Genomic DNA, 12,494 nt, shown 5'->3' with positions numbered 1-12,494 from the left:
TATCCATTGTAAACACAATCGCGGTATTTCTGAAATAAAAAAAAACCATCCAAATTTTTAACTTGGATGGTTCTCTGGGCTTATCTTAACAAGCCGGCCAAAAACTACTTCTTCTTAGGAGCAGTTGGCGAAGCCTTTTTGTTATCCTGTTTTTTGGCTTGTGGGCCTTTTGCAGGTTGCGGCTTTTTGTTTTGCTGTTGTTGTGGCATAACAATTATTTTTTTTAATTAACAATATAAAGGTAAAAAGCGCCGCTGTTAAATTATTCCCTCGTTAGCTAAAGTTTAACAATAGCCTTTATTCTTAAAAAAATTAATCGTCTTTATGGTCATCTATCACTTGCTGATCTCTATATCTGCAGCAAGGATCTATTTGTTCATAAACTTCATCTTTTGCTTTTATATCTTGGGTATCGTGACCACTGTCCGCAATACTTTGCTGGATTTTGGTCAAATCAGTCTTTCCCTCATTATAAATCAAATTCAATTGATGGGTTTGAACATCCCAAGTAGCAGACTTCACTCCTTTTGCTTGAATAGAGGCTTTTTCAATGCGTTCTTTACACATACCGCAAACACCATCAACTTCAATCGTCGCTTTGGCGTTTTTGTTTTGGGCGAAGCCGGTCGCACTAATTAAAAATATTCCTAAAATTGCAATTATACTTTTCATGATTTTCAGTTTATTGATTATTATTTAAATTAATTGATACTATACCTTAAGCCTGCGTAATACGAACTTCCAAAAATGGGGCCGTAAACATAAGTTGTGTCAAAAGTTGTTCCAAACGGGTTGTCGCTTCCCACAATTGGGTTTGACTGTGTAACATTCGTAATATTTTCCCCGCCCACATAAATTTCAAAATTAGGTGAAAAAACTTTTGTAATCTGTGCATTTATTGTGGAAATGGAAGGTGAAAATTCAGAAAGCCCAATGGTGTTCAAATAGCTCTCTGTTGAAGCGAATCGTTGCTCACCCAAATAATTGAAAGTTGCGTCAAATTTCCAATTTGCTCCTTTTGCATTTTGATGCGTTTGATAGGAAGCATTTGCAAAAAAACGATGGCTCGGTGTTAACGGCGTTTGTTTCTTTCCGCTTATATAAGTTGTTTCCACGTCGTAATATTTGTAAGCCAATCGCATATCAAAATGGGTGAATAGATTATAGTTGAATTCCACCTGAAAATTATTCGAAAAACTTTCACCATCCAAATTATAAAAATTTATTTCCGAAGGATTCTCCCAATCCACAACAATTTGGTTCACAAAATCAGTCCTGTAAAAATCAAAAGTAACATCCGCCTTTCTGCTAAAAAGATTGAAACCTTGCATATAGGAAAACCCGTAATTCCAAGCAATTTCAGGATCCAGTCCGTAAATTTTTCCGCCATTACCCAAAATATTCAAGCTACGCGAAGTTGCGAAAAGATTTTGGTTTTCAGTGAAAATATTCGCGCTGCGTTTTCCCCTTCCCGCAGAAATCCGAAAAGCCGATTTGTCCCAAGGCGAATAACGAAGATGGAAACGTGGCGTTAAGAAAGTTCCCAATGTGTTGTGAACATCTGCACGAATACCAGCAGAGAAATTCAAATCGTCCAAATTGTCAAAATTGTATTCAAAAAATGCCCCAACGGAATTTTCAACCCTGTTGAAATTTTCGGTCAAAACCAATTCGTCATAACCATCATACGTTGCGCTAAGCCCAGTTTTAATTTTATGACGCGAATCGCTGATAATTGAATTGTAAAGCAAATTGGCGTACAAACTGTTGTGCTGAATATTGTAATCATTCAACCCAAAATAGGATTCTTGGTCATGGTGGCTATATGCGATTTGCAAACCACCGGTACGCCACGGAATATCTGGATTTACAAACCCAAATTTCCCTGAAACATCAAACCGTTGGGTTTTTATTTCACTTCCCCAAGCATTGGTGCTTCCACGGTCTTTATCTGGGTTAAAAAATGTTTGGCCTGTCTGCTTTTCATCATTCAAATATCTAACATTAAAAAAGCCAACATAACCGTTTTCAGTATCTGTGTATTGCCAACGGTTCATCACGTTCACCTGCTTCATCAATGGTGCATCTAGGAAAGAATCGTCATTTTTATCGAATTCTGTTTCGCGCATATTTCCGTGGATATAAAGCCCCGTACTCCATCGCTCGCTCACTTTTGTGTTGAGATGTGTATTCAACTCAAAACGACCATTTCCTGCGCCATAAGCGTTTACGAAAAGTTTATCGTCCGTGGTAGGTTTTTGCAATTCGGCGTTTATTTGTCCCGCAATGCTTTCATAACCATTTGTAACACTACCTGCGCCTTTGGTTATTTGAATACTTTCCACCCAAGTTCCCGGTATAAAACTCAGTCCATAAGCCTGCGAAGCCCCTCGAATGCTCGGAACGTTTTCAGTGGTTATCAAAATATACGGACTGGTAAGCCCAAGCATTTTAATTTGTCGCGTTCCCGAAATGGCATCGGCAAAGTTCACATCAATGGAAGGGTTTGTTTCAAAACTTTCCGCCAAATTACAGCAAGCAGCCTTCAAAAGTTCGGCGCTGCTTACGTTCAAAACATTCGTGGCTTGAATGAAAGAACGCGAAGTAGCTTTCTGTCTCGCCGTAACCGTAACCTCGTCAAGATTGGCTGTAGACTTTAACGAATGTGTAATTCGCTTGGGAGAATTTACTGAAATAGTATCGGTTTTATAACCCACAAAACTGATGACCAATTTCTTATATTCGGGTTTATAATCTAATTCAAAATTACCGTCAAAATCGGTAACCGTTCCCACTTGGGTATTTAGCCAATAAACGTTTGCTCCACCAAGCGGAACTTCTGTGTTATCGACATTTTCGGTAATGTGGCCCGTTATTTTTTCTTGTGAAAAAACGCAGAGCGGAAGTATAAAAAGTATGTAAAGTAGCTTTTTCATTTTTTTTAAATTTTTGCGCTGCGCAATCGCAATGCATTAGTAATAACTGAAACCGAGCTGAAACTCATTGCCAGCGCAGCAATCATTGGTGATAATAATATTCCGAAAATCGGGAAGAGAACCCCTGCAGCAATTGGTACGCCGAGTGCGTTATAAATTAAAGCGAAGAAGAGATTTTGTTTGATGTTGCTCATCACCTTTTCACTTAAATGAAACGCCTTTACAATGCCGTGCAAATCGCCTTTTACCAAGGTTATTCCCGCACTTTCAATGGCCACATCGGTTCCTGTTCCCATCGCGATGCCCACATCGCTTTTTGCCAACGCTGGCGCATCGTTTATCCCATCGCCAGCCATAGCCACTTTTTTGCCTTCGGCGTGCAATTTTTCAACTACCTCCAGTTTGTCCTGCGGAAGCATTTCAGCTTTAAAATCGGCGAGATTTAATTCAGCGGCTACGGCTTTTGCGGTGTCGTGATTATCGCCCGTTAGCATAATAACTTCAATTCCTTTTTGCTGAAGTTCATTGATTGCTTTTTTGCTGGTTCCCTTTATTTTATCGGCAATCACAACGTAGCCCACTACTTTTCCATCAACGGAAAGCATCGGCACCGTTTTGCCTTTTTTCTGTTCTTCGGAAATTTCTTTTTGAAGTGCTTCGGAAATATCCGCACCCGCTTGCTGCATCATCTTTTCGTTTCCGAGTGCAATCTTTTTGCCGTTGATAGTTCCGGTTACACCTTTTCCGGTAACCGAATTGAAATCGGTAGTTTTTATCCCCGAAGCTTCAGGGTCGGAATTCTTTTCTTTTCCGTATTTAACCGTAGCATCAGCCAGCGGATGTTCGCTGTTCTGATTGAGCGAAACGATATATTGAAGCACTTCCTCTTCCGAAAAATCTTCCGAAAAACCTACTTTTTCAACAGACGGTTTCCCTTCGGTAATCGTTCCTGTTTTGTCTATAATCAAAACATCGATTTTATTGAGTGTTTCAAGTGCTTCGGCGTTTTTGATCAGTACGCCATTTTGGGCGCCCTTCCCTACTCCAACCATTACAGACATTGGCGTAGCAAGACCCAAAGCACACGGGCAGGCAATTATTAAAACCGCAATTGCATTTACCAGGGCATAAACATATCTTGGTTCGGGACCGAAGACCGCCCAAACGATAAAGGTGATTATTGAAACCAAAACCACAATCGGTACAAACCAGCCCGAAATTTTATCGGCCAGTTTTTGGATGGGCGCACGGCTTCTGCTGGCTTTGTTTACCATTTCGATGATTTGCGAAAGCAGGGTATCGCTACCTACTTTTTCGGCTTTCATTACGAAGGTTTGTTTCCCGTTGATGGTTCCCGAACTTACTTTGTCGCCCTCGGTTTTTGAAACGGGCACGGGTTCACCGGTAATCATAGATTCGTCAATGGAACTTTCGCCTTCGAGGATGTTTCCGTCCACGGGAATTTTCTCGCCTGGTTTTACGCGGAGTTTGTCGCCAACTTCAATTTTATCGATTGCGATGGTTTCCTCTTTTCCGTCAACAATTCTCACGGCTTTGTTTGGCGCCAATTTCAGCAATTCCTTTACTGCGGAATTGGTTCGGTTATGTGCGCGTGCTTCCAAAACTTGGCCCATTAAAACCAAGGTGAGAATTACCGTTGCCGCTTCAATATAAACGTGTACGGTGCCCGATTCGGTTTTAAATTGGTCTGGGAAGAAATCTGGAAACAACATCCCGAAAACACTGAAAAGCCAAGCCACCCCAGCGCCAATCCCGATAAGGGTAAACATATTGAGATTCCAGGTTTTAATGGAGCGATAGGCGCGTTCAAAAAACATCCACGTGGCGTAAAAAACCACTGGAATTGAAAGACAAAATTGAATCCAATTCCATGTGCCCATTGGCATCCAATCATACAATGGATTATTTGGAATCATTTCGGACATTGCGATTATGAATATGGGAAGCGTAAAGGCTACGGCAATCCAAAACTTTTTCAGCAACTTTTTATACGATTTGTTTTCGGCAGATTCGTCGGCTTCTTTTGGCACCAAATCCATTCCGCAGATGGGGCAGGAACCCGGTTCGCCGCGAATTACTTCGGGATGCATTGGGCAGGTATACTCCGTTGCCGAGTTTGTTGAAGTTTTTACTTCTTCCACCAAATCCATTCCGCAAACGGGGCAATCGCCGGGCCTGTCGTAGGTTTTATCGCCTTCGCAATGCATCGGGCAATAGAAAGTACCAGAACTGTTTCGCTTCGCTCTTTTTTCTTCTTTTTTCTCTATGTGCTTTTGCGCGGCTTCGGCATCGTCGGGAAGGGAAATACTGTACCTTCCACCGTCGTCTTCCAAAGCTTTTTCAAAAATTTTCAATGGAATATGTTTTTCCATTTCAATAACAGCTTCGGCTTTTTCGAGGTTTACCGATGCGTTGGTAACGCCTTCAACCTCACTCAATGTCTGCTCTACGTGACCTCGGCAGCCATTGCAGGTCATTCCGTGAATTTTATATGTGTGTTTCATGGTACGGTTAATTAAGGTTTGTTATTCTCAAGTCTGTTAATCATCGCCTGCATTTGGCCTATCTCTTTTCGCTGTGTTTCAATAATTCCTTTGGCCAATTCCTTTACTTCAGGGTCTTTGATATCAGCTCTTTCACTGGTTAAAATAGCTATGGAATGATGCGGAATCATTGCTTTCATCCACAAAACATCTCCAATTGGTTTCTGTGCCCGAACCAAGAAAAGCGCGCTACCAAATAGCAGCATGCTTCCCAATAAAATTGCAGTATTCTTTTTACGGTTTTTGTACATTTTTTTCATAAAGAAAAACATTATTAAAGCCATAGCCGATATTCCCAAACAAGTCATATAAAAACGAGTTAGGCTGAAATAAAAATGGTCCATTTCATAAGTGTTTAAATACATCGTTATATACATTGCCACAAAAGATGCCGCCAGCATTAAAACGAATTTTGTGTAAGGATTTCCGTGAGTGTTTTTATTATTTTCCATAATTTTTAATTTTTAAGGTTATTAAAAACGAATAGACATACCACCTCCAGCACCAAAACGGTTATCATAACTGGCCATTAACGAAAAATTCTTTGATAGAAAGTATTCAAGACCGGCATTCCAAGTCAGTTCATCGCCGTAATCAATTCCTGTGGGCAGATGGTCCACCAAACCAAAATCGGCTTGATATTCAATCATTCCAAAGGCAAGGGTTCGGGGGAAAATCATGATTTCCCGTTCCAGCCCAATCTGGGGGCGCAGTTTACTGTCTATCCGTACATCCAAATTAAACAAATAAGGCGTTAAATACCGAACCCCAGCGATAGCCGTGGTTTCAATTTCATCTAAGCTATCTTCGGTTTCGTTTTCTACATTTACGCCTCCAAAAACGCGCAGGTAATCGTGCAAATAGCGCTCATAGGTTACCTCAGCCTCCAGATTTTGGTTCCAACCATATTCTGCCATTATATTGAACTGGTTTCGCAAGTTGGAAGAAGTGAGATTCAATTCTGCCATATGCGAAGCCACATCTGCAGTTCCCCATGTATAAAAATGATTGGCCTCATTCATGATTTTTGAAACTGGATATTGTTCCATTCTTGGGTCTCTCGGCGTTTCATAACTAAACACGCGCGCCATTCCGCCCATCATATGATAAAGCACGTGGCAATGGAAAAACCAATCGCCATAAGCATCGCCGTAAAACTCAATGGTCACCTCTTCCATTGGCGGAACGTTTACAGTGTGTTTTAAAGGGGAATATTTGCCGTTTTTGTTGATTACCCTGAAAAAGTGCCCGTGAAGGTGCATTGGGTGGTGCATCATCGTGAGGTTGTTCAACGTAATTCTTGTTACCTCGTTTCCTTTAATTTTTATGTTATCCGTTTCCGAAAGCGGCACGCCGTTTAAACTCCAAATGTAACGGTTCATATTCCCTGTGAGGTTCAAGAGAATTTCAGTTACGGGAGTATCTTTTGAATAATTAGTTTTTTCAGGAGATTTCAGATAATCGTAATTGTATTCTGAATTCATATTCATCCCTTCCATTTGCATCGGCTCACTTTCCATTTTCATTTTGGAATGATCCATTTTGGAATGGTCAACTTTCATTGAATCTTTAGAGATTTCCATTTTTGAATGATCCATTTTCATAGAATCTTTCGGCATTTTCATTTTTGAGTGATTCATCTTTGAATGATCCATCTCCATACCTTCCATCCCGTCCATTTTCATCCCATACTCTTCTTTCATTTCATAACGCTCGTCTTTTTTTGGTTGGAATTTAATGGCGTGTGCACCCATTTTCATCTTCATTTTAGCCATTTCCTGCATCATCGCTATCTTATCAGGTTTTTCAACAAGTGGCGCTGGCAGAATTTCTCCTGAACCCAAATACGCCAAAGCAGTACCTGAACCATCCTGCGCCATTGCTCTAAATTCCAACTTTCCACTTTGGGGAATGGTTACGATAAAATCGTATGTCTCAGCAATGGCAATAAAGGTTTTGTTTCTTTTTACTGGTTCTACATCAAGTCCGTCTGCTGAAACTAACAACGGTGTTTCACCGCCAAATGTCATCCAGAATTGGGTTGAAGACGAACCGTCAATTATGCGCAATCGAACTTTTTCACCGGGTTTAAAATCTGGATATTCCGCAAGCTGCTTTCCATTTACCAAAAAAGCTGAATAATAAATATCCGCAATGTCGGCACCTTCCATTCGTTGTCTCCAAAAATCAATTTGGGCCCCCAATGCGCCGCGACTAATAACTTGATTCAACGGCGTTGATGTTCCTTTTTTAATTCCATACCATTCACTGCCGCGCTTTAATGTGCGCATTACATCCTTTGGCTTTTCATTGGTCCAGTCTGAAAGCATAAGCACCAATTCCTTGTCGTAATCCAAGTTTTTTTCTTTTGGTTGAATTACAATAGAACCAAAAACACCGCTCTGCTCTTGAAGCATTGTGTGCGAATGGTACCAATAGGTTCCGCTTTGATTTATTGGAAATTCATAGGTAAATGTAGTGCCCGGCCTAATGGGCGGCGTAGTAAGATAAGGCACCCCGTCCTGAAAATTTGGCAACAATATTCCGTGCCAGTGTACGGAGGTTTCCACGTCCATTTTATTGGTTACGTGGATTACGGCTTGTTCGCCTTCCGTAAATTCAAGGGTTGGGCCGGGAATACTACCGTTTACGGTCATTCCCATAACTTCTTTGCCCGTGAAGTTTACTGACTGCTTTTCAATAGTCAATGTATATTCCCGAATGGGTCTTCCCTCTTCCTGTGAGTAGGAATAATTCAGAAAAACCAAATTCAAGAATAAGGTAATTATAATTTTGTATTTCATTTTTTTAGATTTGATTGAATATGAGTATTTACCCCGTAGAAATTTGGAGTTTTAATCATAAGGTGCCTGCTACCGCAGGCAGTAATCAAATCAAGAATGTCTCGTACAAAATATTTAAATCCTGTTCGAGTGGTGGCGGACTGTAATCCGCGAAGAAAGTTTTTTCAGCGGAAGTTATTTCTACTTCCTGCAGCACAAACACAGAAACGAAAGTAGCTACAAAGGTTTTGTTTAGTTTTAAATCAAACGAGGCCTTTGCAAAATTATCGTCTGTGTGTATTTTGGTAATGTGGTTTTTACAGCAATCGTGGGCTTTGGGAGTTGGGTCTTCATCACCGCAATCCGTTTCTGGAGTGTGCATGTCCATTCCACAGGAAAGGTGTTTTTCACCCAAAGTAATCTCAGCCATCATTTCCATCCCGCTACAAAAGTGCTGTGCATAGGCAATTCCAGAACTGCTGGCAAGCATCAGTATAGATAGGAATATGGAAATGGTTTTTTTCATGCTTTCGCAAAAATACAAAAAAAAGCCTCCCAAAAAATTGAAAGGCTTTGTTAAAATTATTTTACTTCAGAATCAACCCTGCCGCATTTCAGCATTTTATCGCCAAAATAAGGGTTTAAGATGTCTTTGCTGCTGCTTATCCAGTAAGCGCCTTTGTTGTTAAAAGCCATTGGGCAGTATTGCTTGTAGAGGGTCCCAGACACTAAAGCTCCTTGAAGCATTTTTTCAATACCCATACTCAATGGTTCAAAATTTTCACGTTGAATTTTAATGTCTTCAGAACCTGCCATTGCAGCTACTGCATTTTGAATAGTTTCATCAGCATTCTTTTCTTTAAGAAGCAATTCAAGTTTTGAGGCTTCGGCAGCTGTTTTAGTGGCATCTGTGTTCACCAAAGCCGCTTCAACCTGCAAGTATTGTTTAAAAATTGCTTCAACCTTAGGATCATTGAACTGGGCCTCTGTTTGAGCAATTTCATATGTTTTTGGCGCAGAATTGTCCACTGTTACAACTTCAGGTTCGGTTTGTTTCGGATTGTCTTTGCACGATGAAACTGAGAATGCTGTAATTGCGAAGAAAATAAAGGATAATTTTTTCATTATAAAAATACATTTTAGAAGAGATACAAAGGTATTAAAATTTCAACGGGATTTGTACTTCTGAAAATAAAAAGCTGGAAGCAAAAGCAATAAAAACAATGGCTGTATGAGAAACCTGCGCACATAGAACAAAACCATATGGCTACTAGTTCCTTCTGAAGTAAAAACAATGAAAATAAAAGCTGTAAAAAGCAGTATAAACAAGAAACTGTATAAAATTACCGAAAACTTAATGATTTCTTTATCCCTAAAAACAAACCAAAGAATTGCAAGCGAAAGAATAGTATTCATTAAAAATCGGAACACTACACTTGTTAACAGCGGATAAATGTCCATTTTTGGCAGCGGCAATGTTTTATAATCCATTTTGAAAAATTCCAAAAGTGGATCGTAAAAAAGTGTATCCTCAAAAAAACGTATCAAGACCAAAAGACTCGCAAAAACGATAATACCAAATATCTTCAATGGCCTTTTCATTTAATTGAATTTGGTTTTAGCATCCGTACCCAAACCATCCAAAGAATAAAGACTATACTATAAATTATTCCCGGAAATACAACAGAATGTAAAATATCTTCATACTGTGGATATTTATAAAGCGCAACTGTAAGAATTGCAATCCGAACGATGTTCACTATATAAATCAATACAGCTCCAGCAAAGAGAAACAGGACGGTTTTCTTGAATTTTTCCGCGAAAGCGATGACAAAAGCAACAAACAAAATAATGACACTTATGGAGTTGCAGCCCTCAACAACAATCACGGTATATCTATCATTGATAGTCAGCAACATTCCCTGAGCCAAAGAATCTTTCCATAAAACTGGATTATAACCAAAACCATCCAGCACCGCTGCACTTTGTTTTGCAACAAGATTGGTTATATAGTCCGGAAAATATGCTCCATTTTCTGAAGCTTTTAAATAAACCGAATACAAAATTCCTAGAACCAAATAGGTTCCTAAAAAAAGGATTATAAAACGAAAAACGGATTTATATTTTCTGAATAGCTCTCTCAATGGGTATGCTACTTTTTTTAACAAAAATACAGTATTTGTTTTTGGCGTATATAGTCGTTTTAAAATACTTTTACCGAAGTAATCAAGAACTAAATTATATGTCCTTTACACATTTAAAACAGAAAGTAACCACCATTTTAGCTGACGAGAGCGAAAATACTGACCAACGCTTGAAAGAAGTTTGTGAGCTTTTGCAGTCCTCCATTGGATATTATGATTGGGTTGGATTTTATTTCGCAAACGAGGTCGAAAAAACACTTCATCTAAAAGCTTTTGCAGGAGAACCTACTGACCATACGGTTATCCCTTTCGGAAAAGGAATTTGTGGACAAGTCGCCGTGAGCAATCAAAATTTTGTGGTGCCAGACGTGAAAGCGCAGGACAACTACATTGCGTGTAGTATTACCGTGAAATCTGAAATAGTAATCCCACTATTTAAGAACGGAAAAAACATAGGGCAAATAGATATAGACTCACATATGGAAGACCCATTTTCTGAGGAAGACGAACGTTTTTTGGAATGGGTCAACGAAGAAGTTGCAAATATACTTTAGGCTTTTTAATCTAAAATTTTCGCGCAACTTCTTCGAAAATCAAAAATTACAAGCACCAAATTCCAAATAAATCTCAAAAAAAATAAAAAGAACAAAACCTGGCTTTTGGAATTTGCGCTGTCTACATCCCTGTTCTGATCGCCTCCACTGGATCCAATTTTGAAGCTGAAATTGCGGGAAGAATTCCTGAAACCAAACCGATTGCTGCAGAAATTGCCGTTCCGACAAACATATTCCACGGCGACAGTACAAATTCAAAATCACCTGTGAATTGAGACGCCAAAAGGGAAACAATAAATACCAAAAACAGTCCTATTAATCCACCAATTACTGCAAGAATTACGGCTTCAAATAAAAATTGAAATAATATAAATTTGTTCTTCGCACCCAAAGATTTTTGAATTCCTATTAAGTTGGTGCGTTCCTTTACGCTTACGAACATAATATTGGCTATTCCAAAGCCCCCAACCAGCAGTGAAAACCCGCTGATTATAAGCCCAATTATATTCATGCTTCCAGTAATATTGTCAATAAAATCTGTGACCCCTTGAAGCTGATTCACGAAAAAATTACTTATTTCATCTGGTTTCAAACCTCGTTTTAAACGAAGCTTCTGTTCAAGCAAAGCTTTAAATTCAGCTTCGTCAATATTTTGCTGGGGTTTTATTACAATCTGCGGAAAAGTTTTTTTGTTGTTGTCACCATAAATTCTCCGTACTACATTTACAGGCATCCACACAGAGGTATCTTTTGAATTCCCAAAAAGCCCTGCCCCTTCTTTATTCAAAACTCCAACTACATTGAATTTTCGACCGTAAATACGCACCTCTTTGCCAATAGCGCTCGCTACATCACCAAATAATTTATTTGCAATCTCATAGCCCAAAACCACGACCATAGAGCCGCTGTTTGATTCGGAACCATTAAAAAATCTGCCTTCAATAAGTTTTAAAGCTTCAATATCATAATAACTATCGGTCACCGCTCCAATTGGAACATTATCAACTTGATTATTATCATATTTTATACTTTCATTCGGTACTTCTAGCGTAAAAGTTGCAGCTTCAATATTGGGGGTGTTTCGCTCAATATATTGATATTCATCATAGGTAACATCTGGAAACTGCTGCCATTTCCATCGTGGGATATCTGTTGGTCCAAAATTGAAACGCATAACGATAATGGTACTATTATCCAACCCACTAATACTGCCCTCAATTTCACGTTTTAGGGAATCAACTGCAGCCAAAACCGCAATGATTGAAAAAATACCAATCGTTACACCAACCAAAGAAAGAAAAGTTCGCAATTTATTATTTCGTAGCGCATTTAGTGCGAAATTGAAACTTTCTTTTAAAACCCGAAGATATATTAGCATTTATGATTTTCGATTAACGATTGATGATTTTGAAATTTTAAGTTTAAACTTTAAAAAACGTTGATAAAATTATAAAAAGTAAGACGTTTTCTCTGTGGTTATGTTACAAATTTACTATTCAATTATGTACTTTTG

The 12,494-nt window shown here is 39.1% G+C and carries 11 protein-coding genes; 1 reads left to right on the top strand and 10 read right to left on the bottom strand.

Annotated elements, in window-relative coordinates; all coding sequences use genetic code 11:
- Nucleotides 1-312: 312 nt before the first annotated feature.
- From Q2U82_RS08480 to xrtF, 9 genes are all read right to left on the bottom strand, one after another.
- On the bottom strand, nt 313-672 hold the full coding sequence (locus Q2U82_RS08480; RefSeq protein WP_410004447.1) for a heavy-metal-associated domain-containing protein: 360 nt from the start codon (nt 670-672) through the stop codon (nt 313-315).
- Between the two features lie 29 nt (nt 673-701).
- Nucleotides 702-2,936 (bottom strand): TonB-dependent receptor, encoded by a 2,235-nt coding sequence (locus Q2U82_RS08475; protein WP_410004446.1) that lies wholly within the window; start codon nt 2,934-2,936, stop codon nt 702-704.
- A gap of 5 nt (nt 2,937-2,941) precedes the next feature.
- Nucleotides 2,942-5,461 carry a heavy metal translocating P-type ATPase gene (locus tag Q2U82_RS08470; RefSeq protein ID WP_410004445.1) on the bottom strand — a complete coding sequence of 840 codons (2,520 nt, stop codon included), beginning with the start codon at nt 5,459-5,461 and terminating at the stop codon, nt 2,942-2,944.
- Nucleotides 5,462-5,472: 11 nt separating this feature from the next.
- On the bottom strand, nt 5,473-5,952 hold the full coding sequence (locus Q2U82_RS08465) for a DUF305 domain-containing protein (RefSeq protein WP_410004444.1): 480 nt from the start codon (nt 5,950-5,952) through the stop codon (nt 5,473-5,475).
- 21 nt (nt 5,953-5,973) lie between these two features.
- Complete coding sequence (locus tag Q2U82_RS08460; RefSeq protein WP_410004443.1) at nt 5,974-8,304, bottom strand: multicopper oxidase domain-containing protein; 2,331 nt, start codon at nt 8,302-8,304, stop codon at nt 5,974-5,976.
- A gap of 85 nt (nt 8,305-8,389) precedes the next feature.
- Complete coding sequence (locus Q2U82_RS08455; protein ID WP_410004442.1) at nt 8,390-8,809, bottom strand: HYC_CC_PP family protein; 420 nt, start codon at nt 8,807-8,809, stop codon at nt 8,390-8,392.
- Between the two features lie 56 nt (nt 8,810-8,865).
- Nucleotides 8,866-9,408 carry a DUF3347 domain-containing protein gene (locus Q2U82_RS08450; RefSeq protein WP_410004441.1) on the bottom strand — a complete coding sequence of 181 codons (543 nt, stop codon included), beginning with the start codon at nt 9,406-9,408 and terminating at the stop codon, nt 8,866-8,868.
- Between the two features lie 42 nt (nt 9,409-9,450).
- Complete coding sequence (locus Q2U82_RS08445; protein WP_410004440.1) at nt 9,451-9,885, bottom strand: exosortase F system-associated membrane protein; 435 nt, start codon at nt 9,883-9,885, stop codon at nt 9,451-9,453.
- A complete protein-coding gene (xrtF, locus tag Q2U82_RS08440; protein ID WP_410004439.1) occupies nt 9,882-10,451 on the bottom strand; it encodes an exosortase family protein XrtF in 570 nt (189 codons plus the stop codon). Before xrtF ends, Q2U82_RS08445 begins: the two co-directional genes overlap by 4 nt.
- A gap of 74 nt (nt 10,452-10,525) precedes the next feature.
- Between xrtF and Q2U82_RS08435 the strand changes: the two genes are divergently transcribed.
- Nucleotides 10,526-10,981: a GAF domain-containing protein gene (locus Q2U82_RS08435; RefSeq protein WP_410004438.1), complete on the top strand. Its 456-nt coding sequence runs from the start codon at nt 10,526-10,528 to the stop codon at nt 10,979-10,981.
- A 121-nt stretch (nt 10,982-11,102) separates the two neighbouring features.
- Here Q2U82_RS08435 and Q2U82_RS08430 read toward each other — a convergent pair whose 3' ends face one another.
- A complete protein-coding gene (locus tag Q2U82_RS08430; protein ID WP_410004437.1) occupies nt 11,103-12,359 on the bottom strand; it encodes an ABC transporter permease in 1,257 nt (418 codons plus the stop codon).
- Nucleotides 12,360-12,494 lie beyond the last annotated feature (135 nt).

The organism is Aequorivita nionensis (assembly GCF_046352995.1).
GTDB lineage: Bacteria > Bacteroidota > Bacteroidia > Flavobacteriales > Flavobacteriaceae > Aequorivita > Aequorivita nionensis.
Note: the sequence above shows the minus strand (reverse complement) of the source record. Positions and strands in the feature narration are given on the sequence as shown.